Raw genomic sequence first — 23,947 nt, 5'->3', positions numbered from 1 at the left:
ACGGCACACCCGTCAACTGGCAACAAACAAACACCACACACAACACCCAGACCGTGGACCTCCCCACCTACCCCTTCCAACACACCCACTACTGGGTGACCAAGCCTGAAGGCGCGCGGAACGTCCACGCCGACAGCGGGGACGCCCGCTTCTGGCAGGCGGTCGAGGGACAGGACCTCCAGGCGCTCGCCGAGACGATCGGGACCGGGCATCACGAGGCGCTGGCCCAGGTGTTGCCCGCTCTGACGGACTGGTACCGCGGCCGCACCTCGCGCGCCGAGGCCGACTCCTTGCGGTACGCCATCGCCTGGCGCCCGGTGAACCCGCCGGCCGGTGCCGCCCTCTCGGGGACCTGGATCGTCGCCGCCGCACCGGGTCAGGAGCGGCTCGCCGCGTCCGCCGCGCGGATGCTGACCGAACACGGCGCCTGCGCGGCCCCCCTCACCGACGGCGAAGAGGGTGCGACCCGTGCCGAACTGGGGGCGGTCCTTCGGTCCCACGGCAGGGAGCTCTCCGGGGTGCTGTCCCTGCTTCCCGCCACGGGCACCCTGCGACTGCTCCAGGCACTGGCGGACAGCGAGGCGGCCGCGCCCCTGTGGGCCGTGACGCAGGGAGCCGTGTCCACAGGCTCGTCCGACCCACTCACCGCTCCCGGCCAGGCACCGGTATGGGGTCTGGGCCAGGTCGCCGGACTGGAGTTTCCGCGGCTGTGGGGCGGGCTGATCGACCTGCCCACCGCCGTCGACGCGCAGGCGCGGTCCCGGTGGGCCGGAGTGCTCGGCGGCGGCCTCCGCGGTGAGGACCAGCTGACGATCCGCCCTGCCGGACTGCTCGCGCGGCGGCTGGTCCCGGTGCTCGCGACAGCCGGCCCGGCGGACGTCTGGCAGGCCCACGGCACGGTACTGGTCACCGGCGGCACCGGCCCGGTGGGCACGGAGGTCGCCCGAGCCCTGGCCGAATGGGGCGCGGAGCACCTCGTACTGACCTCCACCCGGGAGGTGCCCGCCCGGCGGCGGGAAGAACTCCGGGCGGAACTCGCCGAATCGGGCACCCGGACCACCTTCGTGGTGTGCGATCCGGCCGACCGGGCACAGCTCGCGGCGGTGTCGGCGGTGATCACGGCCGACGCGCCGCTGACCGCGGTGGTGCACACCGAGGACACCCGGGAGGAGTACGCCCTGGAAGGTATCGACCCCGAACTGTTCGAGGGGCTGGTCCGGGCGCAGACGGCCGCGGCGTGGAACCTGCACGAGTTCACCGCGGGCACGGACGTCTCCGCCTTCGTGCTGTTCTCGTCGATCGCCTCGGCGTTCGGGGCGGGCCCGGGCCTGGCAGCGTACGCGGCCGGGCACGCCTACCACGACGCGCTGGCCGTGCACCGCTCCGGGCTCGGCGAGCCGGCCACCGCCATCGGCTGGGGACTCTGGGAGAGCGACGTCCTGTCCGGTGACGAGGACACCGACGCCGAACGTCTGGACCGGCTCCGTGGGCGCGGCACCCCCGCGATGGCGCCGGCCCGGGCCGTGGAAGCCCTGCGGGCGGCCCTGGGCCGGGCGGCGGGCGAGGAGAGCGGGCCGGTCACCGTCGTCGCCGATGTCGACTGGGAACGCTATCTGGACACCCTGTCCGACGAGCGGCCCCTGCTGGCCGAGGTGCCGCAGGTCAGACGGGTACGGCAGGAGCGGGAGCAGCGGCGAGGCGGCAGCGGCGCCGAGGCAGTCGCGCTGCTCGCGGACCTCGCCGGCAGGGAGCCCGCGGAGCGGCGGGCGCTGGTCCTCGACGCCGTCCGGACACACACAGCGGCAGTCCTGCACCGCGACCCGGCCGCGATCGGCCTGGGGCGGGCGTTCCTCGAGATGGGCCTCGACTCGCTCACCACCGTGGAACTGCGCAACCGGCTGTCCGCCGCGACCGGGCTGCGCATCGCCGCCCGGAAGATCTTCGAACTGCGCACGCCGGACGAGCTCACGGACTACATCCTCACGGAGGTCCTCGCCGGGACGGAAGGCCGGACGGACAGCCCGGCAGGCGGGGAATCCCCGGCCGGGAGCACGATCCGCGCGCAGTTCGAGCGCTCCCTGCTCCACGGTGACCTCACCGGACTGTCCGAGGCGGCCCGGCTGCGTGACACGTTCGAGCATCCGGGGCCCGGCGACATCCCGGAAAGTGTGCTGCTTGCCCAGGGCTGCGAGAAGCCCGCGCTGATCTGCTTCCCCACCATGCTGGCGACTTCGGGCTGCCACCAGTACGCCCGGCTCGCCGCGCCGTTCGCCGGCACCCGGGACGTGGCCGCCGTATCGCTGCCCGGGTTCCTTCCCGGCGAGCGGGTCCCGGGGAGCCTGGGCGCACTCGTGGACGCGGCCGCCGAGGCGGTGCTGCGGCGCGCGGCGGGCGGGCCGTTCGTCCTGGTCGGCTACTCCTCAGGCGGGATCCTCGCACACGCCGTCGCCCAGCGGCTGGAGGAGCGGGCCCACGCCGTGCCCGAGGGCCTGGTTTTGCTGGACACCTATCCTCCGGACTCGGGCCTCCTGGCCCGGACGGCTCCGGGACTGCTGGCCGCCATGGCCGGGCGGGCCGGCGAGGTGGTCCCCCTGGACGACACGCGGCTGACGGCGATGGGGGCGTACCTGAGCCTCGTCACGGACTGGCAGCCGGGTGCGATCGAGACGCCGGCGCTGCTGGTGCGGGCCGCGCGGCCGCTCACGGAGTCGGCGGACGAGGAGAGGCGAGCCGTCTGGCCGCTGCCGCACTGGTCCGTGGACGTGCCCGGTGACCATTTCGACCTGATCGAGGACAGCGCGCACAAGACCGCGGCCTCGATGGCCGCCTGGCTGGACGGGGCTCTCTGCCAGGCCTCCTGCCCGGCCGTCCGGTGAAGGACAACAGACATCCGGTGAAGGACAACAGACAATCGACAACGAAGGAACGGGATGACGATGACCACCCCCGTGCTGATCGCCGGAGCCGGCCCCGCGGGCATGGCGGCCGGATGTGAACTGCTGAGACTCGGTGTCCCGATACGTGTACTGGACTCCGCGCCCGAACGCAGCAAGGGCACCCGCGCGCTCCAGCTCTGGCCGCCTGCCCTGGAGGTCCTGCGGGGTCTGGGGATCCAGGGCGAGGCGGAGAGCCGCGGGCTCAAGGTCCGGGCCATGAACTACCACCTGGCCGGCGGCCGCAGCCTGCGGATCACGCTCGGCGCGCACAACGAGCCGCTGCTCCTGCCGCAGGAGCAGACCAACCTGCTGCTGGAAGAGGAACTGGAGCGGCTCGGCGGGAAGATAGAACGCGACAGGACCGTCACCGGGGTGGCCGTCCACGACGAGCGCGTGGTGGTCACGGCCGAGGGCCCGGCCGGCACCGAGACGATCGAGGCCGAGTGGCTGATCGCCGCGGACGGCGTCCGCAGCACGGTCCGTGACCGGATCGGGAGCGAGTTCGCCGGTGAGCGCGTCACGATGACCTTCCTGCTCGCCGAGGGCCGGATCGACGGCGAGTACGAGCGCGGAGCCGTGCACTACTTCCTCGGCCGGTCCGGCTCGCTCGTCTTCGCGCCGATGGCGGGTGGCAACGTCCGGGTCTCCGCAGCCGTCCCGGAGAACACCCCGATGACCGCGGAATCCGTCCAGGCGCTCCTCGACGAGCGCGGACCCGGCGACCTGCGGGTCTCTCGGCTCGACAGTCTGCGGACCTTCACCAGCTCCGAGCGCATCGCCTCTCCGATGCGTGAGGGCCGGGCCTTCCTCGTCGGGGACGCGGCACACACCCACTCTCCCATCGGCGGGCAGGGCCTCAACCTGGGCCTGCAGGACGTCCACAACCTCGTGTGGAAACTCGCCGGGGTCGTGCAGGGACGGCTCGACGCCTCGGTCCTGGACAGTTACGAGCCCGAGCGCCGCCAGGCCGCAGAACAGGTGCTGCGCACGACACACCAGATGATCCGGATGTTCACCCTGGGACCGACCGCGGCCCGGATACGCAACTTCTCCTGGCGGGGTCTGGACTCCGCCGGGGTGCTGCGGCACTGGTTCGTGCCGCTGCTGGCCGGCTGGCGCGTCCGCTACCCGGACGCGTTCCCGGGGCCGGGTGCCCCCCGGGCGGCCACGAGCCGCGCCACCCGGTTCGCCTGGGGCCTGGGCCGGCTACCGCGGCCGGGGACGCGTACACCGCACTGGGTACCCCGGCCCCAGCTGCCCGCGCAGGGCGTCGGCCTACGGCTGCTGACCTCGGGCGTCTCCGGGAGCGACCTGGTGCGGCAGGCGCGGCGGACGGCGAACCGGTACCGGGGCCTGGTGACACACGGCCACCTGGAGCGGCGCGGCACGGGGTTCATGCTGCTGCGGCCCGACGGATATGTGGCGGCAAGCGGGACCGGCCGCGAGGAAATGGAGCGGATCGGCACACTGCTCGACCAGCTGGCCAACGTTCGTAAGGAGACAGGATGAGTACGCCGACCATCGCCACCCGGGTGGAGGAACTCGCCCGGCTGAAGGAGGTTGCCCGGCGCGGACCGGACCGCAAGGCCACCGAGCGGCAGCACGCCAAGGGCAAACTGACCGCTCACGAGCGCGTCGAACTGCTCCTGGACGAGGGCTCGTTCCAGGAGATCGAGCCCTTGCGCAGACACCGCGCCGTCGGCTTCGGCCTGGAGGACAAGAAGCCCTATACGGACGGCGTCGTCACCGGCTGGGGGACCGTGCACGGCCGGGCGGTGTTCGTGTACGCGCACGACTTCCGGATCTTCGGCGGTGCCCTCGGAGAGGCGCACGCAGCGAAGATCCACAAGCTGATGGACCTGGCGGCGTCCTCCGGGGCGCCACTGGTGAGTCTCAACGACGGCGCGGGCGCCCGTATCCAGGAGGGGGTCACGGCCCTGGCCGGCTACGGCGGCATCTTCCAGCGCAACACCCGCAACTCCGGGGTGATCCCGCAGATCAGCGTGATGCTGGGGCCCTGCGCGGGCGGCGCCGCGTACTCGCCCGCGCTCACCGATTTCGTGTTCATGGTCCGGGACACCGCGCAGATGTTCATCACGGGCCCCGACGTCGTCCAGGCCGTGACCGGCGAGAAGGTCAGCCAGAACGGGCTGGGCGGCGCCGATGTGCACGCGTCCACCTCGGGCGTGGCGCACTTCGCGTACGACGACGAGCAGAGCTGCCTGGAGGACGTCCGGTACCTGCTGTCACTGCTGCCGGCGAACAACCGGGAGCTACCGCCGCGGGAGCGCGGCGGTGATCCGGCCGACCGGTCCACCCCGGCCCTGCTCGACCTGGTGCCCGCCGACGCCAACCGGTCGTACGACATGCGCCGGGTCATCGAGGAGATCGTCGACGACGGCGACTTCTTCGAGGTCCATCCGGCCTGGGCGGGCAACATCCTGTGCGCACTGGCCCGGATGGACGGCAGCGTCGTCGGCATCGTCGCCAACCAGCCCCTGACCATGGCGGGCGTGCTGGACATCGAGGCGTCCGAGAAGGCCGCACGCTTCGTGCAGTTCTGCGACGCGTTCAGCATCCCGCTGGTCACCCTCGTCGACGTGCCCGGGTTCCTGCCGGGCGTCGACCAGGAGCACGGTGGGATCATCCGGCACGGTGCCAAACTGCTTTACGCGTACTGCAACGCCACGGTGCCACGGATTTCACTGATCGTCCGCAAGGCGTACGGCGGCGCCTACATCGTGATGGACTCCCGTTCGATCGGGGCGGACATCGCGCTGGCCTGGCCGACGAACGAAATCGCCGTCATGGGTGCCGAGGGCGCGGCCAATGTCATCTTCCGCCGGGAAATAGCAGCTGCGGACGATCCGGACGCTGTGCGGCAGCAGAAGATAAAGGAATACCAGACCGAATTGATGCACCCCTATTACGCGGCGGAGCGCGGGCTGATCGATGACGTCATCGATCCGGCCGACACCAGGGCCGTGCTCATTCGCACGCTCGGCATGCTGCGCGGCAAGCACGCCGAACTCCCGTCCCGCAAGCACGGGAACGCGCCGACATGAGCGGGATACGCGTGGTGCGCGGGAAGGCCGACGAGGCGGACATCGCCGCGCTCACGGCCGTACTGCTGGCCGTCCGGCGACAGCGGTGGGCGAACGTGGCCACCGTCCCGGCCGATGCCGGCCCCGCCGCGGCCGGCTGGGACCGGGCCCGGCCGCCCGGCCACCGGCCTGCCGGCTCATGGCGCTCCGGGTAGGGGACCCGCGCACCGGATCAGGGGTTGGCGATAGGGGGCGGCCGTTCCTAGTTTGATGGTCAGGAAGGCCGAAAGGCATCCGTCCGAAAGTTGAGGAGTCGTACGCATGCCCGGATTTCTGGCCGGCCTCGAATCCGGCCGGCTCCGCTGGGACCTGCTGGAGCCCTTTCCGGATTCTTCGCCCGAGGCGGAAGCCGCCGGCGATGCGGCGGTGGCCACCGTGGCCGAATTCGTCGAAGCGGTCGTGGACCCGGATGAACTCGACCGCACCCGGCAGCTGCCGGAGGGCTTCCTCGACGGACTCCAGGAGCGCGGTCTGCTACGGCTGTGTGTGGAGGCGGAACTGGGCGGCCTCGGCCTCTCCTCGTACGAGGCCTTCCGGGCCATCGTCCGGGCGGCCCGCTGGTCGGTCACGGCCGGTCAGGTCATGGCGATCCAGGCAGGGGTCGGCGCGACCGCGCTGCTCCCTGCGCTTCCCGAGGGCGAACTGCGCGACCACGTGCGGGCGCGGATCGCCGAGGGAGTCGTATCGGGCTTCGGGGACACCGACCGGACGGGCCAGAACAACACCTGGCCGGCGCTGACCGCGACCCCCACCGAGGACGGCACGGCCTACGAACTGCGCGGCGAGAAGCTCTTCATAGGCAACGGCCCGGTGGCTGATCTGCTGCCGGTCTCGGTGACCCTCCTCGACACCGACCGGCAGCGGCTCGGGGTCGCCTACGTCGACACCGCCGCGCCCGGCTTCCGCGTCGTTTCCCGGATCGGGTTCATGGGCAGCCGCGGGCTTCCGAACGGATCGCTGGCCTTCGACGGCGTCCGAGTCCCCCGGAAGCGGGTGCTGGTGGAGGGGGACGGCGATCAGCTGCCCACCGCCATCGCGTTCCTGGCCCTCGTCGGCCGCATCCACTTCACGGGCGCGCCCGCCCTGGCCATTGCCGAGAACTGCGCCGAGTGGTCCCGTTCTTTCGTGGCCCGACGGCGGATCGACGGCCGGGACCTCGGCGAGTTCGACCAGATCCAGCGCCTGGTCGCGTTGACGGTGGCGGAGGTCTTCGCGATGGACAGCGTGGCCCGGTCCAGCCTCGTGGGAGCCGGGCTCTCGGACCGGTGGCTGGAGCAGTTCCTCGCCAAGAACATCCTCACGCTGGCCGCGGGCCGTGTCGTGGACCGTACAGTGTCGCTGCTGGGCGCCGAGGGGTTCGAGACCGCTCGGAGCAAGCGGCGGCGCGGCGCCGACCCGCTGCCGGTCGAGCGGGCCTACCGCGACGCGCGCGGTCTGCGGATCGCCGGGAACGTCGACTTCAGGCTCGACCACCAGGCGGCGAAGCTGTTGCTGGCCGGCTTCTACCGCGCGGTGGACGACTCCACGGACACCGGCACGGACGTGAACGCCGATACCGCCGACGCCGAACTCACCCCCGCCAACCGGGGGCACCTGCTCGAGACTGTCCGGCTGACCGCCGAACTGCACACACGGTGCCGGGAACTGGTCCGCAACCACCCGGACCGGGAGGTTCTGTTCGAACGACAGGACACGCTCGCTCTGATCAGCATGATCGCGGGTGAGCTGTTCTCCTGCTCCTCGGCACTCGCCCGCGCAAGCCACCTGAGCCGGACCGCCGACGAGGCTTCCCTGCCATGGGGAGGCGACCCGCAGTCCCTGGCCGACATCCACTGCACCGAGGCGCTGCACCGCACCGCCGGCCACTTCCGCCGCCTCGGCGCCGCGGCGGAACCCGACTACGCCAAGGTCAGCCACGCCTGGCTGACCGCGTCGCGCCTAACCGACTGAGCGGCACAGAGAGGCATCGATGAGCACGCAAACAGCCCCCGAAGCAGGCGAACTCCCTGCCATCCTCGGCGGGTTCGACCTGACCGATCAGTCCGCCTACGCGGCCGGCCTGCCCTACGAGCTGTTCGCCAGGCTACGCCGCGACGAGCCGCTGCTCCACCACCCGCCCGGCCACAGCGCGGACGGCGAGGGCTTCTGGGTCCTGACACGGCACGCCGACGTGGTGGGCGTCACACGGTCACCCGACTTCTCGGCGCAGGGCGGCGGCGGCCGGGCCGGCGGCGGCACCCACCTGGACGACATGCCCGCGGGCGTCCACGCGGGTGTTCTGCTCCCCATGATGGACAACCCTCGGCACGACGCGATCAAGCACCTGTTGTCGCCCGCTGTCACCGGCGAGGTCGCCGCCCGCCTCGGGGAGGAGCTGCGCGGGCGCGCCCGCGCCCTCGTCGACGACGCCGTCGACCGGGGCAGCGCCGACTTCGTCGACGACGTCTCCGAGCCGTTCGCGCTGGAGTCGATGGCCCTTCTGCTGGGCGTCCCGCCCGAGGACTGGGCGCAGCTGACCACATGGGTGCACGGCGTCCTGGGCTTCACCAACCGTCGTACCGGCGAGAGCGACGCGTACTCGATCGCCACCTTCACGGCGATGCAGGAGTACTTCACGGACTTCGTCGGCCGCAAGCGGGCCCGGCCGGGGCACGACCTCGGCTCCCTGCTGGCCGTCGGCGAGCTGCCCGAGTCGCTGGGGCTCGCGCCGCTGTCGGACCGGGAGCGCGAGGGCAACGCCGTGCTGTTCCTGGTGTCCGGGTTCGAGCAGCCCCGCAACACCATCGCGGCGGCGGTGCTCGCGTTCGCCCAGTTCCCCGAGCAGTGGGAGGCGCTGCGCGCCGACCGGTCGCTGATGCCCGGCGCGATCGAGGAGATCCTGCGCTGGGCGCCGGCCAACCCGTACAACCGGCGTACGGCGGTCCGCGACGTCGAGCTGCACGGCCAGGTCATCAAGGCGGGCGAGAAGGTCACCCTGTGGTGGCCGTCGGCCAACCGGGACGAGGCGGTCTTCGAGAACGCGGCCTCCTTCGACATCCGCCGCCCGCGTAATCCGCACGTCTCCTTCGGCCACGGAATGCACTCCTGCCTGGGCGACGAGGTCGGCCGACTTCAGATCAGGCTGGTACTGGAAGCCCTGCTCGACAGAGTGGCCGCGTTCCGGCTGACCGGCCCTGAGCAGTGGGGCCCCAACAACAAGCACACCGTGCTCCTCGACCTGCCGGTCGAGTTCGTCGAAACCGGAAGTGAATCATGACCGAAACCCTCACCGGGCCGGACGAGACCTACACGCCGCCCGAGGTCCTGCCGTACGACCCCTTCGACCCGTCCTTCCATGCCGACCCGTACACGGTGTTCGAGAAGCTGCGTGCGGAATCCGGCCAGGTCATCCGTACGCCGGCCGGGGTGGCCCTGCTCGGCCACGACGTCATCCAGTCCGCCCTGCGCGACCCGCGGCTCGGCCGCGGCGAAGGCGCCGGGGTACAGGAAGGGATGATGCCGACCTCGGAGGGCATGCGCCGGGCGTTCTTCTTCATGGATCCCCCGGACCACACCCGGGTGCGCGCGCTGGCTTCGAAGGCGTTCACCCCGCGACTGGTCGAGCGGCTGCGCCCGCCGGCCGAGAAGTTCGTGGCGGAGCGGCTCGCGGCCGCGCGGGAGACGGCCGTCGACGGCGTGGTCGACCTGATGCCGACCGTGCTTCGGCCGCTCAGCGCCTACATCATGAACCAGATGATGGGCGTGCCGGACGAGTACCTGGACCGCTCCATCGAGGCGGCGACCGACGGTGGCCGGGGCATAGACCCCGAGTACGCCATGCCGCCCGAGGCGGTCCAGGCCCGTACCGACCTGCGCATATGGATGGGCGAACTCGCCACGAAGCTCATAGCCGAGCGGCGCGAGGAGCCGCGCGAGGACCTGATCAGCGCCCTGGTCGCGGCGGAGCAGGACGGCGACCGGCTCAGCGAGGTCGAGGTCCTCACGACCACCATGGCGATCTTCCTGCCGGGCTTCAGCGCGCCGCAGGCCATGATGGGGCTCTGCGCCTTCAACCTGCTGCGCCATCCCGAGCAGCTGGAGTGGTTCCGCAGCCACCCGGAGCACACGGTGACCTCCGTGGAGGAACTGCTGCGCTACGACGCCGCCCTCCAGATCATCAACCGTACGGTGCTGGAGGAGGCCGAGATCGGCGGCCACCCGCTGGTGCCGGGCGACGAGGTCTTCATGCTGCTCGGCGCGGGCAACCGCGACCCGGAGGTTTTCGAGGAAGCCGACCGGCTCGACCTGTCCCGCAAGCAGATCCGCAACTTCGGCTTCGGTCACGGCATCCATTTCTGCGTGGCCGCGCCGGTCGCCCGGCTCGCGACGCAGGTCGTGCTGTCCGAGCTGGTCCGTCACGACATCGAGCTCGCTACGGACACCCCTGCCACCAATGGCGCCCTGGCCATCCGGAGTCTCGCCGAACTTCCGGTGATCCTCCGCTGAGCCAGGTGATGTTGATTGACACCACCCCCAGAGAGGCACACATTTCATGAGCACCGATTACCAGTCGCTGATCGAGAAGTTCATCGACGTCGTCAACGAGCCCGACAACGGCCGGCGCCGGGCGGGCATCGACGCGCTGTTCACCGAGCAGCCCGAGTACTGCGACCCCGACATCCAGGTCGAGGGCCGCGACGGGCTCGCCGCGCACCTGGACAAGCTGCGCGCCGGCTTCCCTCCGGGCGTCTCCTTCTACCTGACGGCCAAGGTCAACGGCCATCACAACCAGGCCCGGTTCGAGTGGGCCTTCGGAACGCCTGGCGCGCCGTTCGCCGGCGGCAGCGACGTCGTCGTCCTGGAGGGAGGCCGCATCAAGCGCCTGCACGCCTTCTTCAACTGACACCGTCCTGCGCGCAGGCGGTGAACCGATGACAGCGGCGGCCGCCGCGGTGTTCAGGCACCGCGGCGGCCGCCGCTGCATCGTCGCGGAGGGAGGCGGAGCCGGGGCAGGACCGGCACGACGCGGTCAGCGCGGAGGAGTCAGGCCCAGCGAGACGATCAGGTCCAGCAGTTCGGCTCGGTAAAGCCGGGTGGGGTCCGCGGACTGGGGGGTCAGATGTCCGTACACCTCCAGCGAGACCAAGCCGTGCATCCGGCCCCACACCCGCAGCGCGACGGCCGCGGCGGCCGCCGGCAGCTCGGGGTGCCGCTCGCGGAAGGCGCCGGCGAACTCCGGACCGAAGTCAGCCCAGGTGAATTCCTGGAGGACGGGCGGATGTTCGGCGAGGGACCAAGCGGCGGCCACGAGGTCGCCGAACAGCTCGCAGGCGCGGTGCTCGGCGGCGGCTGCGGCGCCGCCCTCCGGGCTGCGGTAGCCGGGCACGGGGGCGCCGTAGACCAGCTGGAACTCTTCCGGGCGGGAGACCGCCCAGTGGCGGTAGGTCTCGCCGAAGGTCATGATGCGCTGGGCGACATCACCGGCGGGCAGAGCGGCCAGGGCCGCCTGCTGACCGTCCGTGAAGGCCGTGTAGACGTCCGAGACAAGGGCCGTGATCAAGGCGTCGCGCGTTTCGTAGTAGCTGTAGATGGCGCCGGCGGTCATGCCCATCTCCCGCGCGATGGCCCGCAAGGAGATCGCGGCCGCACCCTCGGCGGCGAGCTGCTTGCTCGCGATGGCCTTGATCTCCCTGGCGGTCTCGACCCGGAGGCGGTCTCGTCTGCCCAGCGTGGCTCCCATGCGCGGATCGTACACCGTTCACTTTCTGGACGGCGCGTACTTACGGGCCGTACGGGGTTAGGGGGTCGCGACTCCCACTCGGGGTTGCCGGTAGGGGGAGGCCCGGCCTTAGCGTTTCCATGAGCGATCCCCGTGGTCTCTCCTGATTCCCGACTCCCTGCGATCACATCCGATCGCACCAGTCCCCCACATCAAGTCCGCGTCAGACAAACGCACTTGACAGCCAACGGTGTTCATATACTCTTCGTCGAGCTAACTTTGAACGCCGTGCATTAACTGAACGCCCTGTACTTTCCCCTGATCTTGGAAGGAAGCCCCCACCGTGGTTTCTTCAGCGACCCGAACCCAGAAGGGGAGCGGGCTGACCCTGGCGTTGCTGGCATTCGCCCAGTTCATCGTCGCTCTCGACTACAACATCGTGTACGTCGCACTCCCCGACATCGGCAAGGAGCTCGGCTTCACCGCCCAGTCCCTCCAGTGGGTGGTAAGCGCCTACGTCGTCGCCTTCGGCGGCCTGCTGCTCCTGGGCGGCAGGGCCGTGGACCGGCTCGGCGCCCGGCGCCTGTTCATGACCGGTCTCGCCCTCTACGGCCTGGCCTCCCTGGTCGGCGGTCTGGCCACCGAGCCCGGCCTGCTGATCGCGGCCCGCGCGGTCCAGGGCATCGGCGGCGCGCTGCTGACCCCGGCGACCCTCGCGCTGGTGGCCGTCAGCTTCGACGAGGGCCCGGCACGCACCAAGGCCATGGCGGTGTGGGGCGCAGCCGGCAGCGGCGGCCTCGCGGCCGGCGCCCTGCTGGGCGGCGTGCTCACCAACTACCTGGGCTGGACCTGGGTGTTCTTCGTCAACGTGCCCCTCGTGCTGATCGCGGTCCTCGCCGCCCCGCGTCTGCTCGCCGCCGACGCCCGCGCAACCGGACCGAAGGCCTCCTTCGACCTGCCCGGCGCGATCATCGCCTCGATCGGCTCCACACTGCTGGTCTTCGGCCTGGCGACCGGCCCGGAGAGCGGCTGGACCTCGGCCCGCACCGCCGGCTCCCTCGTCGCCGGTGTGGTCCTCCTCCTCGTCTTCCTGCTTGTCGAGAGCAAGACCCGTGACCCGCTGGTGCCGCTGCGTATGTTCCTCAGCCGCGGGCTGGCCACCACGATGGTCGTGTTCTTCCTCTTCCAGGGCACGCTCGCCACCGGCTACTACCTGTTCACCACCTACCTGCAGGGCGCACTCGACTACAGCCCGCTCGCCGCCGGCCTCGCCTTCCTCCCCCTCACACTCATCTCCATGGGCTCGTCGACCAAGTTCGTCGGCCCGCTGATGGGTAAGTGGGGCGTGGGCAAGACCCTGGCCTTCGGCGCCTTCTTCACTGGGCTCGGAATGGGCATCCTGGCTGTGGGCATGTCCGTCGGCGGCTCCTTCTGGGCGCTGGTCCCCGGCATCGTCGTCTGGGGCCTCGGCGGCGGAATCGCCTTCCCCTCCCTCTTCATCGCGGCGGCCACCGGTGCCCAGCCCGGTGAGCAGGGTGTCGCCTCGGCACTCGCCTCGACCTCCCAGCAGATCGGTGGCGCCGTCGGCCTCGCCGCGCTCGTGGCGGTGGCCAACGCCGGCCTGGACCTCAGCGAGGGCGCGACCCCGCCGCTCGCCGACGTGGTCGACGGTCTCCAGGTCACCGGATACGTGGCCGCGGTCGTGACCATCGTGGCGGCCGCCATCGCGCTCTGGTTCCGTCCCCCGGCCGCTCCGGCCGCCCCTGCCGCCGACGAGCCCGCCACGGGGCGCGCCGCCGAGCAGGTCAGCGGCGCGGTCTGAGCGAGCCGCCCCCTGAACGAGGCCCGCGGCGGTACACGTTCCCCCGCGCCCGCCGCGGGCCTCCCCCTCCCTCCCATCACCGATGCGCTTCACCGAGGAGACACGACATGCAGTGGGACGGCATTTACGTGAACGGCGCCGCCGCTCATCTGGGCCGCACCGAGGGCGTGCGGACAGCCGTGGCCGAAGGCCGGTACGACGAGACCGAGTGCCGCGAGGACGCCTACCTCGCCGTGCGCGTGGCACCCGACGACGAGGCTCCTGTCGACATGGCGGTGGCCGCCGGACGCACCGCACTGGAGCGGTCCGGCATACCGGCAGACGTCTTCGCCCTTGTCCTGCACGCCAGCATCGCCCACCAGGGGCTCGACCATTTCACGGCGGCCTCGTACATCCAGGGCCGGACCGTAGCGGGGCGCGCGCAGGCTCTGGAGATCAAGCAGTCCTCCAACGGAGGCATGGCCGCGCTCGAACTGGCGGCGGCCCATCTGTCGGCCGGTTCGGAACAGGCCGCCGCGCTCATCACCACCAGCGACAAGTTCGCCGCCCCGGCGTACGACCGCTACCGCTCGGACGGCGGCATGCTGATGTCCGACGGCGCCACCTCCGTCGTCCTGTCACGCCGCCCCGGCGTCGCGCGGCTCCTGTCGACGGCGATCATCGGCGATGCCACGCACGAGAACGCCTACCGCGGCGATGTGCCGTGGACCGCCGCCCCCGGCGACGAGGGATGGCCGCTGGACATCCGGGCACGCCGCGGCCGCCATCTGGAAAACGGCGGCAACATCTGGGAGATCGTCAAGGACCTCACCGCGCGCCAGCAGGAAGCCATCGACCTCGCGCTGACCGACGCCGGCACCGACGTCGGCGAGATCACCCGCTTCGTCTTCCCCAACGTGGGCCGCTCCGTGCAGGACTGGGACTCACGCAAGGCCAACGGCATCGACGAGGCCCAGGCCACCTGGGAGTGGGGCCGCCAGGTCGGCCACATCGGCGCAGGCGACCAGCTCGGCGGTCTGACCCACCTGCTGGAGACCGGAGCCGTGCGCCCGGGCGACAAGGTCATGCTCTGCGGCATCGGCAGCGGCTGGTCCTTCAGCACCGCCGTCCTGGAGATCACCGGCCGGCCGGACTGGTCCGTCACGACCCTCTGAGACCGCTGCCCCGCTTCGTCGCTTCCACAGGAGATCCCATGTCCCCCGATACAAAGCCCGCGATCCTGGAGTTTCTCACCGGCCGGTACCCGGGCACCGAATTCACCTACGACCAGGACATTTTCAAAATCGGCTTCGTGAGCTCGCTGCTCGCCACCGAACTCGTCGTGTTCATCGAGAAGACCTTCTCGGTCTCGATCCCGGGACGTGAGCTGCGGATCGAGAACTTCCGGACGATCAACGCCATGGACGCGCTGATCCGCCGCCAGAGTGGAGTCAGCGCATGACCAGCACCGCCACAGAGCCCTCGTCGCAGGAGACCTCCGTACCGCGCAAGCCCAAGCGTGGCCGCGTCAAGTGCGTCGTCTGGGACCTCGACCACACGCTGTGGGACGGCGTCCTCCTGGAGGACGGCACGACCCGGCTCCGCGAGGACGTCGTGGCCGCGATCCGCCGTCTCGACGAGGCCGGAGTTCTGCACTCCGTCGCCAGCCGCAACGATCACGACGCGGCCATGGAGCGCCTGCGCGAGTTCGGGATCGACGACCTCTTCCTGCACCCGCAGATCAACTGGAACGCCAAGTCCCACTCGATCCGGGAGATAGCCCGGGCCCTGAACATCGGCATCGACGCCATCGCCTTCGTCGACGATCAGGACTTCGAACGGGCGGAGGTGGCCCGGGAGCTGCCCGAGGTGATCTGCGTCGACGCGCTCGACGTCCACCAGGAGCTGGAGCGCGAGGAGTTCAGGCCCCGCTTCATCACAGACGAGTCGCGTCGCCGGCGCGCCATGTACCGCGGCCAGATCGAGCGGGAGCAGGCGGAGACCGAGTACGTCGGCCCGAGCGAGGAGTTCCTCGCCGACCTCGGCATGACCCTGAACATCACCAAGGCCCGGACCGAGGACCTCCAGCGGGCGGAGGAGCTGACGATCCGCACCAACCAGCTCAACTCCACCGGCCGCACCTACTCGTACGAGGAACTCGACGCCCTGCGCACCTCGCCCGACCATCTGTTGCTGGTCGCCGCGCTGGACGACCGGTACGGCAGTTACGGGAAGATCGGTGTCACGCTGCTGGAGAAGGGCGAGGGGCACTGGCACCTTCGCCTGCTCCTGATGTCCTGCCGCGTCATGTCCCGAGGTGTGGGAACAATTCTCCTCAACCACATCATGAGCCTGGCGAAGGAGGCCGGGGTCACGCTGCGCGCCGACTTCGTCGAGACCGGCCGCAATCGAATGATGCAGATCGCCTACGCCTTCGCCGGCTTCGAGGAGATCAGCCGCGACGGCGACCACCTGGTGATGGAGAACGACCTGTCCGCCATCCAGGGCGCCGCCGCCTACATGAAGGTGATCACCGACCACGCTCCGTCCGCCGACTAGACGGCCGTGATGACACAGCGTCCGCCGTCCGTCTGGCGGATCGCGCTGGACCAGCCACCCGCCACCGTCTCCCGCCTTCACGGCCTGCTGGACCTCCGGGAGCGGTGGCGGGCACAGCAACTGGCCTCCCCCGCCGACAGGCGGCGCTACATCGTGGCGCACGGCGCCGCCCGGTCCGTGCTTGGCGGGCTCTGCGACTGTCCGCCCGGACTGCTGGCCGTACGGCGGGAACCCGACGGCCGCCCCCGGCTGACCGCCGCCGCCCGCCCCGGCCACCCGCCAGGCGGACTGCCGGACTTCAACCTCTCGCACACCGACGGCTGGGCCCTGCTCGGTGTCGCCTGGGACGGCTGTCGCATCGGCGTCGACGTGGAGCGGGTCCGGGAGGACCTCGACCTCTCCGGTGTGGCCCGGCGGTTCTTCCAGCCCCATGAGGTGCGCCTGATCAACAGCAGCCCGCCCACCGACCGGCCGCGTGAGTTCTTCCGCCTGTGGACCCTCAAGGAAGCCTTCCTCAAGGCCCACGGCAGGCGAGTTGGTGAACTGGCCGAGGTCACAGGCGACGTGCCCGGGGAGCCCGGAGGGCCTGGAGCCCTCCGGCTCGCGCCCGACGGCACTCTCACAGCCACCGGCTGGGAGGTACCGGCACCGGCGGGCCACAGTGCGGCGGTGGCGATCGCCGGGGGGCCGGCCACCCGCCCGATGTACACCGCCTGGAGCGAAGACATTTCGACCGACGAGGCACCGACTGCGAGGCAGGACCGTGACGCAACAGATCGATGATCGCTGGATCCGCAGGTTCCATCCCGGCGCACCGGGTGCGCTGCCCCTGGTGTTCTTTCCCCACGCGGGCGGCGGGGCGAGCTCCGCCCTGCAGCTCTCCAAAGCCCTCACCCCCTCCGTAGAGGTTCTGTCACTGCAGTACCCGGGGCGCCAGGACCGCCGTACCGAGGGCCAGATCGCCGGCATCCACGAGCTGGCCGACGAACTCGCCGGGGTACTCGCCGATGGCCTCGCGCCCGAGGCAGGTACCCCGTATGCCTTCTTCGGCCACAGCATGGGCGCCATCCTCGCCTTCGAGGTGGCCCGTCGCCTGGAGGAGGCCATCGGCAACGGGCCGGGGCGGCTGATCGTCTCCGCCCGCCGCGCCCCCTCGGTGCCTCGCCACGAACTGCACCACCTGCGCGACGACGCCGGACTGCTGTCCGTCATCCGGGGCCTGAGCGGAACGGACCAGCGGGTGTTCGAGGACGAGGAACTTCTCGCGCTCGCTCTGCCCACCATCCGCGGCGACTATCGTGCGATCGAGACCTATGTCTACCGGCCGACCCCGGGACGAGAGTTCGACCTCCAGGTCCCTGTCACCGTTTTCACCGGCACCGACGATCCCGAGACGGCACCCGTCGGCACCGTCGCCGAATGGGCCCACCACACCGGCGCGCACACCACGCACCGGTCCTTCCCCGGCGGCCACTTCTACCTCGACGGTCAGGTGCGGGCCGTCGCCCGCGAGATCAGCGCCGTAGTGTCGGGCGACCGGGAGGCGGGCACGCGGGCGGGCGCGACGAGCGGCCTGACATGATCGGGTGCGGGCACTGGGCTTCACCGGCCTGCCGCGCCAGGACGACCGTACCCGGTGCGGATTCCCACGCGCGCCGGCTGGAGCTGCGTTGACCTGCTCGCTACCGGACTCAGACCGTTGCCGTCCGGTACGCCGCCGCCAGTTCGCTGCGCCGGGTCACCCCCAGCTTGCGATAGACACGGGTCAGGTGCTGTTCGACCGTACTGACCGTGATGAACAGCTTCTTGGCGATCTGCCGATTGCTGTAGCCGGCGGCGGCCTGTGACGCGACCCGGTGCTCGGCATCGCTGAGCGGAGCAGACCGGCCGCTCGCCGAGGAGACCGACGCTGCTCCGGCACCCGGCACACCGGCCGCCGGAGCAGAAAGCGGGTACGGATCCTGCACGCCGCACTCCCGGGCGAGCAGCCTGGCCCGCTCCCGGCACTCCGCCGCCCGCTCCGGCACCCCGGCGCCGTCCAGTACGTCGGCGAATTCGGCCAGCGCGTCGGCGAGTTGCAGCGGCGCCTCGCAGCCGCTCAGCGCCTCGACCGCCTGCTCGTAGACCTCTATTTGCTTGCCGCTGTCGCTGGTCGCGGCCAGGACGCGCAGGCACGCGCCACGGGTTCGCGCGTCCTCGAACGCGGTCCGGTCCATCTCCTCGTTCGCCAGCTGGCGCGCCCGCGTGGGACGGCGCATGGCCAGCTGCACCCGAGCGGCGTCGATGCGCCAGGACACGAACGGCTGGGGCTCCACGTGCCACTGCTCCAACAGCTCACCGACGGTGCGGAAATCCTCCAGCGCCTCGTCGTACTTGCCGATGGCGTAAAGATAACGGCCGCGCGCCTGAAGGTAGTAGAGACCGATGGGGCTCTGGAACATCGCCTCCGGCACCGGCACGTGCAACAGGGAATCGGCCTCTTCCAGCCGGCCCAACGCGACCTCGGCCTGCACGAGCACGCTGAGTGGTACCGCCACCCGGATTCCCCAGGACGCGGCCGGGATGAGATCCAGTGCCGCGCGGGCATGCTCGGCCGCGCCCCTCAGATCACCGCGCTGGAGGGCGATCTCGGCCCGTACGGCGGTGAACAGGGCGTGCCACATGGCCGTGTGCGGGCTGTCGGAACGGGCGATGAGCTGCTCGCACCACTCCTGGGCGAGGCCGAGCCGGTTCTGGTACGTCAAAGTGAGCAGCGCCGTGGCACACAGGATGACCGTGTGCTCGTCCAGATGGCCACGGCGCAGGGCCCGTTCGGCGTCGGCCAGCTGCTCGGCGGCGGCCTTCTGCGATACGAGGCCCCCCAGCAGCCGCGCCGACTCCAGGGCCGGATCGGGGCCGAACGTGCGCCCCGCCCCGTCGGCCGTCGGGGCCTTCGAGCCGATGCCGCGCCGCCCCAAGGAGGGGTACAGACACGAGAGCCACACCTCGGCCGCGTACAGCCGCTTGCGCTCGACAGGCGTCAGTACGTCCTGCATGCCGGTGAGCTGGCGGATGGTCTTGACGGCTTCGTCGATCCGGCCGAACCACAGCAGCTGATCGACGAGGGCGAGGGTGTGCCGGATGCTGAGCCCGTTGCCGTCGGCCGCCTCGACCATGGCGGTCAGATGGTGCGCGGCGGTGGCCGGGTCGGCCTGCCATTCGGCCTGGACGAGCAGTGCCGTGGTGGCGTGGCGCTGCAGGTCGTCGACGGCCAGATGGCGGGCCAGCCGCAGGAACCGGACCGCCTCGCCGGGCTCGTTGACCACCATGGCCTGCTCGGCGGCCTCGTGCAGCAGAGGAACCACCCAGGACGCGTCCGGCACCTTCGCGGCGAGCAGGCAGCGCGCCACGACCCGGGGCGGCGCCCCGTCGGCGTACAGCATCGGGGCGGCCAGGCTGTGCAGTTCGCTGCGCTCGCGCACGGGCATGTCCCGCAGGACGAGTTCGGGTACGGCCGGATGCGTGAAACGTCCGTGCACCAGCAGGCCGGTCTCATCGAGCGTGCGCAGCGCGCGGGCACAGGACTCGGAGTCCATCTCGGTCAGCGTCGTGAGGTTGACGGGCTGCGCGGGCGCCCCCAGGACGGCGAGGGCCCGTGCGGTGCGCAGCGTCGGGCCCTCGCACCGGTGCAGGGCGCCGAGCAGCGCGCGGCCGAAGGAGGCCCCGATGACGAGTTCGCCGGGGTGGGCCGCCGCCTTGAGGTCCTCGTGCAGGGCGTGGGCAAGCATCGGGCTGCCACCGGAGGCCGCGTGGATGTCGGGGGCGGACACGACCGCGGCCGGGTCCGCGGCCAGCAGGGCCGCGACCCCTTCGGCGGACAGGGGGTTCAGGGCGATGCGCACGCACAGGGGCTCGGGCGGCAGTTCCACCGCGACCAGAGGATCGTCCGAGGCCGAGGAGGGCACCTGGGTGAGTACGACCAGGGCTCGCACGGAACGGAGCCGGCGGGCGACGGAGGCCAGGCACTGGAGCGAGGTGGGATCGGCGAGGTGTGCGTCGTCGACGCTGATCAGCACAGGCCGCTGCGCCCGCTCGATGACCGAAAGCAGCGCCATGGCCGCCTCGTAAGGATTGTCTGCCGTGGCGGAGAGTGCGACGGCCGGCAGCAACTGCCGCGCAACGCCGAGCGGCACGCCGCGTTCGGTGCGGGTGGCGATCGCGTGGAGGTGCAAGGGTCTCTCGCCGCCGGGATCGGCGGCAAAGGCGCGCAGCAACTCGGTCTTGCCCACAGCGACGGGGCCGCTGACGACCGCGGTGTGCCCGTTCCCTTCACGGCTTGCGCGGTACAGCTCCCGCAGCCGAGCCAACTGTTCTTCCCGCTCCGCGAGAACCATCCGGATCCGCACCCCCCAGTCGCAAGTTCCTTCGGTTCGGCAAGTTTATACCTACCCGAAGGTATGTCTATTTTTTAAGGCCTGATCGGGGGAACCGTTCCGGAGGTCCGTCCCCCACTTCCCGCACCCCGGGCGCCCGGGACCACGCGGTGGGCAGCACCTCGTCGACGGGTCCGCGCCGCACACAACGGCCGTCGTCGAACAGCACGGCCTCCTCGGTGAGCGCCCGCACCGCGGGCAGGTCGTGGCTGACGAACAGCAGGGCGGTTCCGGCCGGGGCGAGCAGGCCGGGCAGTGCGTCCAGGACCCGCTGCCGGGAGACGGTGTCCAGCGCCGACGTCACCTCGTCGCACACCAGCAGCGCCGGCTGCGCCGTCAGCGCCCGGACCAGCGCACAGCGCTGGAGCTGGCCGCCGGACAGCCGGCCCGGGGTCCGGTGCAGGAGCGCCTCGTCGAGTCCCATCGCGGCGGCGGCCGCCATCGCCTCGGCCGTCGCCTCCGTCTCCCCCAGGTCGCGCAACAGCCGTGCGGTGTCCGCGAGTTGCCGGATGAGTGGGCGGTGCTCCTCGAAGGAGTCGGCGCTGCTCTGGTGCACGTACTGGACGACGCGGCGCAGTGCGGCCGTGCGCCGGTCGACGCGTCGCGGGAGCGGGCGGCCGTCGAACCGCACCTCGCCCTGGGAGGGCGTGGTCAGCCCGGCAAGGACCCGGGCGAAGGTCGTCTTGCCCGAGCCGGAGGGGCCGAGCAGCGCGGTCCTGCTGCCGGACGGGAACTCCATGGACACCGGCCCGGCGAGCAGATCGCCGGACCGGCGGCGCACGACGAGGCCCCTGGCTGAGACCCCGCGGCCTCCCGGAGCCGGGCCGGGTGCCCCCGTTCTTCCTGCGGCGCCCGTGCCGTGCTCCGCCGCGAGCAGGTCCCGGGTGGCACGATGGCGGGTCGCGGACGGCCCACCGGTTTCCGGGACTCCCGTGCCGAGGATGCCCGGCGTCGGCCCGTCGTCCACAGCACGGCCGTCCTCCAGCACGATGACCCGGTCCGCCGTCTCCCGCACCAGCCGCAGGTCGTGACTGAGCAGCAGCACGCCCGCGCCGCCGTCCGCGAGCGCCCGTACCGTACGGCCCAGAGCGTGGGCGAGCGCCGGGTCCAGGCCGCTCGTCGGCTCGTCGAGCACCAGCATGCCCGCCCCGGTCACCAGCGCGGACGCGAGCGCCAGGCGCTGTTGCTGGCCGCCGGAGAGCTGATGCGGGAAACGGCGGCGGACGGCCTGCCACTCCAGGCCGGCCAGAGCCAGGGCCCGGCGCGCGGCCTGCTGTCGGACGGCGCGCCCCGGATGCCCGAGGGCGGCCAGCTCCGTCAGCGCGCCGCCGGCCCGGCGCACCGGGTCCAGCACCGTCTCGGGGTGCTGGGGCAGGTGCGCGGCGCGGCCGGCCCGGGCCGCCGGCCGCCGGGCGGGCTCCAGGAGCAGCAGGTCCGTGCCCGCCAGCAGGACACGTCCGGCCAGCCGCACACCGTTCCGGGAGGCGCCGAGCGCCGCCAGGCCGAGCGTGGTCTTGCCGCTGCCCGACGGGCCGACGACGGCGGTGACGCGGCCCGCCGTCACGGTCAGCGCGACCCGGTCCAGCAGCGGGCGCTCCGCACCGTCGGCATGGGCGGAGATCTCCGGGGCGTCCAGCAGCGGCATCTCGGCGGAGCCGGTCATCGGCCTCTCCTCCTCCGTGCGAGGGCACGGTCCACGAGCAGGTTGCCGCCGACGCACAGCGCCGTCAGCAGACCGGCGGGCACCAGCACCGCGGCGGGCTGGGTGAACAGGGCGTCGCTGTTACGTTCGATGAGTACCGCCCAGTCCGGGGACGAGGCGGGCAGCCCCAGGCCGAGGAAGTTCGCGGACGCCAGCAGGTACAGCACCACGGCGAACCGGCCGCCCGCGTCGGTGGCGAGGGGAGCGGCCAGCTCCCGTGCCAGGTGCCGGAGATGGATGTACGCCCAGCCGTGCCCCTGCATCCACAGCGCCTCGACGACTGTCCGGGAGCCCGGTGCGAGCGCGGCTCCGCGTACCAGGCGCGCCACGGCCGGGATCTGGAGGATCCCGGCGACCGTCACCAGCCAGTACCACTCGCGGTGTCCTGTCGCGGCCAGTGTCATCAGCACCAGCAGTCCGGGAAAGGCGAGCAACAGGTCGAGCCCGCGCATCACCGTCCCGTCGAATGCACGCCGCGGGCCTGCGGCCAGCAGCCCCAACGGGATACCCGCGGCCATACCGACCAGCAGCGCACCCAGGGCACTGCCCAGGACCGAGGCGCCGCCGTGCAGCACGAGCCACAGCACGTCGCGGCCCAGGACGTCCGTACCGAGCGGGTGCCCCGCGCCGGGCGGCTGCGACGGCAGCGCGCCCTCGGCCGACGGCGCGGCGCTTGCCGCCCAGGGCCCCAGCAGGGCGATGAGCACCGGCACGCCGAGCAGTACCAGAGCGATCCACGGACGGCGTCGCCTGCCGGTACGCGCGCAGCCGGCCTTCTCCGGCGCGGTCATGCCGTCACCTCCCGGCGCGGTGCCAGCCGGTGGGCGACCAGGTCACCGACGAGGTTCACCGCGACGGCTGTTCCGGCGAACAGCAGCGCGTACGTCTGCACCTGGGGCAGGTCCCGGTTCTGCACCGACTCGACGAAGCCGCCCCCCAGCCCCCGGAAGCCGAACACCGCCTCCACCAGCACGGCACCGCCCAGCAGCCCCTCCACGCAGCGGGCGAACTGCTGCGCGGCGGGGCCCAGGGCCCCCGGCAGCACATGGCGCAGCACCACCGTCCGTTCCCGCATCCCGAGCAGCCGCAGGTGCTCGGCGACCGGCCCGTGCCGCCCCGCCGCCACACCGGCGCGGATCTGCCGTGCCAGATCACACAGGTGCCTGGCCGTCAGTACGGTGACCGGCAGCACCAGGACAGCCGGCTGCGCCACCAGCGCGGCCGTGTCCATGCCGATGGCGGTGGCCGGCAGCAGCCCGGCCGCCAGCGACACCGAGGCGACCAGCAGCAACCCGAGCACGAACTCCGGGACCGCGTGCAGCACGACGGCGGCCGTGTTCAACGTCCGGTCGACGCGGCTGCCCTCCCGCAGCCCGGACACCGTGCCCAGCAGCGGCGCGAGCACCGTGACCAGTACCAGCGCGGGCAGGCCCAGCAGCAGCGTCACGCCGATGCGGCTGCCGATGTCGTCACCCACCGGCAGCCCGGTCGTCAGGGAGTTCCCGAAGTGACCGCTGGACAGGCTGCCGAGCCAGTGCCCGAAGCGGGTCCAGGCAGGCTCGTCCAGACCCAGCTGTGTACGGAGCGCGGCCACCTGTTCGGGCGTGCCGAGTTCGCCGCGGAGCACGTCCGCCGTGTCACCGGGCAGCAGTGAACCGACGGCGAACACGGCGACCAGCACCACCAGGCACTGGAGGACCGCCAGCAGGGAACGCCGAAGAAGGTAGGCGCGCAC

General features: G+C 71.7%; 19 protein-coding genes. 14 read left to right on the top strand and 5 right to left on the bottom strand.

From position 1 onward, the window contains the following. Positions 1–95: 95 nt before the first annotated feature. The 8 genes from ACIREO_RS22120 (at position 96) to ACIREO_RS22085 (ending at position 10,922) form a co-directional block, all read left to right on the top strand. Positions 96–2,876, top strand: coding sequence for an alpha/beta fold hydrolase (locus tag ACIREO_RS22120; RefSeq protein WP_404112876.1), 2,781 nt, complete (start codon positions 96–98; stop codon positions 2,874–2,876). A gap of 54 nt (positions 2,877–2,930) precedes the next feature. Beyond that, on the top strand, positions 2,931–4,445 hold the full coding sequence (locus ACIREO_RS22115; RefSeq protein WP_404112873.1) for an FAD-dependent monooxygenase: 1,515 nt from the start codon (positions 2,931–2,933) through the stop codon (positions 4,443–4,445). After that, the gene (locus tag ACIREO_RS22110) at positions 4,442–6,001 is read left to right on the top strand and encodes an acyl-CoA carboxylase subunit beta (RefSeq protein ID WP_404112870.1); all 1,560 of its coding nucleotides are present in this window, start codon (positions 4,442–4,444) and stop codon (positions 5,999–6,001) included. The genes ACIREO_RS22115 and ACIREO_RS22110 overlap by 4 nt, the downstream gene beginning before the upstream one ends. Continuing rightward, entirely contained in the window at positions 5,998–6,195 is a 198-nt protein-coding gene (locus tag ACIREO_RS22105) for an acyl-CoA carboxylase subunit epsilon (RefSeq protein WP_404112867.1), read from the top strand. The genes ACIREO_RS22110 and ACIREO_RS22105 overlap by 4 nt, the downstream gene beginning before the upstream one ends. Positions 6,196–6,301: 106 nt before the next feature. Beyond that, a complete protein-coding gene (locus ACIREO_RS22100; protein ID WP_404112864.1) occupies positions 6,302–7,990 on the top strand; it encodes an acyl-CoA dehydrogenase family protein in 1,689 nt (562 codons plus the stop codon). 19 nt (positions 7,991–8,009) lie between these two features. Then, the gene (locus ACIREO_RS22095) at positions 8,010–9,296 is read left to right on the top strand and encodes a cytochrome P450 (RefSeq protein ID WP_404112862.1); all 1,287 of its coding nucleotides are present in this window, start codon (positions 8,010–8,012) and stop codon (positions 9,294–9,296) included. Beyond that, on the top strand, positions 9,293–10,525 hold the full coding sequence (locus tag ACIREO_RS22090; protein ID WP_404112860.1) for a cytochrome P450: 1,233 nt from the start codon (positions 9,293–9,295) through the stop codon (positions 10,523–10,525). Before ACIREO_RS22095 ends, ACIREO_RS22090 begins: the two co-directional genes overlap by 4 nt. Positions 10,526–10,571: 46 nt before the next feature. Further along, positions 10,572–10,922 carry a nuclear transport factor 2 family protein gene (locus ACIREO_RS22085; RefSeq protein ID WP_404112857.1) on the top strand — a complete coding sequence of 117 codons (351 nt, stop codon included), beginning with the start codon at positions 10,572–10,574 and terminating at the stop codon, positions 10,920–10,922. A gap of 126 nt (positions 10,923–11,048) precedes the next feature. On the opposite strand, the gene ACIREO_RS22080 is transcribed toward ACIREO_RS22085, so the two are convergent. Beyond that, positions 11,049–11,759: a TetR/AcrR family transcriptional regulator gene (locus tag ACIREO_RS22080; RefSeq protein ID WP_404112854.1), complete on the bottom strand. Its 711-nt coding sequence runs from the start codon at positions 11,757–11,759 to the stop codon at positions 11,049–11,051. 322 nt (positions 11,760–12,081) lie between these two features. Here ACIREO_RS22080 and ACIREO_RS22075 point away from each other — a divergent pair, with 322 nt between their 5' ends. The 6 genes from ACIREO_RS22075 (at position 12,082) to ACIREO_RS22050 (ending at position 17,680) form a co-directional block, all read left to right on the top strand. After that, on the top strand, positions 12,082–13,560 hold the full coding sequence (locus ACIREO_RS22075) for an MFS transporter (protein ID WP_404112851.1): 1,479 nt from the start codon (positions 12,082–12,084) through the stop codon (positions 13,558–13,560). 107 nt (positions 13,561–13,667) lie between these two features. After that, positions 13,668–14,714 carry a ketoacyl-ACP synthase III family protein gene (locus ACIREO_RS22070; RefSeq protein ID WP_404112848.1) on the top strand — a complete coding sequence of 349 codons (1,047 nt, stop codon included), beginning with the start codon at positions 13,668–13,670 and terminating at the stop codon, positions 14,712–14,714. A 38-nt stretch (positions 14,715–14,752) separates the two neighbouring features. Then, a complete protein-coding gene (locus ACIREO_RS22065) occupies positions 14,753–15,001 on the top strand; it encodes an acyl carrier protein (protein WP_404112845.1) in 249 nt (82 codons plus the stop codon). Then, positions 14,998–16,098, top strand: a complete 1,101-nt coding sequence (locus ACIREO_RS22060) for an HAD-IIIC family phosphatase (protein WP_404112842.1) — start codon at positions 14,998–15,000, stop codon at positions 16,096–16,098. Before ACIREO_RS22065 ends, ACIREO_RS22060 begins: the two co-directional genes overlap by 4 nt. Positions 16,099–16,107: 9 nt before the next feature. Then, positions 16,108–16,881, top strand: a complete 774-nt coding sequence (locus ACIREO_RS22055; protein WP_404112839.1) for a 4'-phosphopantetheinyl transferase family protein — start codon at positions 16,108–16,110, stop codon at positions 16,879–16,881. After that, entirely contained in the window at positions 16,862–17,680 is an 819-nt protein-coding gene (locus ACIREO_RS22050) for a thioesterase II family protein (protein ID WP_404112836.1), read from the top strand. The genes ACIREO_RS22055 and ACIREO_RS22050 overlap by 20 nt, the downstream gene beginning before the upstream one ends. A gap of 109 nt (positions 17,681–17,789) precedes the next feature. Here the strand turns inward: ACIREO_RS22050 and ACIREO_RS22045 are convergent, their stop codons facing one another. From ACIREO_RS22045 to ACIREO_RS22030, 4 genes are all read right to left on the bottom strand, one after another. After that, complete coding sequence (locus tag ACIREO_RS22045; RefSeq protein ID WP_404112833.1) at positions 17,790–20,471, bottom strand: LuxR C-terminal-related transcriptional regulator; 2,682 nt, start codon at positions 20,469–20,471, stop codon at positions 17,790–17,792. 67 nt (positions 20,472–20,538) lie between these two features. Next, positions 20,539–22,173, bottom strand: a complete 1,635-nt coding sequence (locus ACIREO_RS22040; RefSeq protein ID WP_404112830.1) for an ABC transporter ATP-binding protein — start codon at positions 22,171–22,173, stop codon at positions 20,539–20,541. Continuing rightward, the gene (locus ACIREO_RS22035; RefSeq protein WP_404112827.1) at positions 22,170–23,003 is read right to left on the bottom strand and encodes an ABC transporter permease; all 834 of its coding nucleotides are present in this window, start codon (positions 23,001–23,003) and stop codon (positions 22,170–22,172) included. The genes ACIREO_RS22040 and ACIREO_RS22035 overlap by 4 nt, the downstream gene beginning before the upstream one ends. Beyond that, a complete protein-coding gene (locus tag ACIREO_RS22030; protein ID WP_404112824.1) occupies positions 23,000–23,947 on the bottom strand; it encodes an ABC transporter permease in 948 nt (315 codons plus the stop codon). Before ACIREO_RS22030 ends, ACIREO_RS22035 begins: the two co-directional genes overlap by 4 nt.

Origin of the sequence: Streptomyces sp. NPDC102441 (assembly GCF_044765585.1) — a bacterium.
GTDB lineage: Bacteria > Actinomycetota > Actinomycetes > Streptomycetales > Streptomycetaceae > Streptomyces.
Note: the sequence above shows the minus strand (reverse complement) of the source record. Positions and strands in the feature narration are given on the sequence as shown.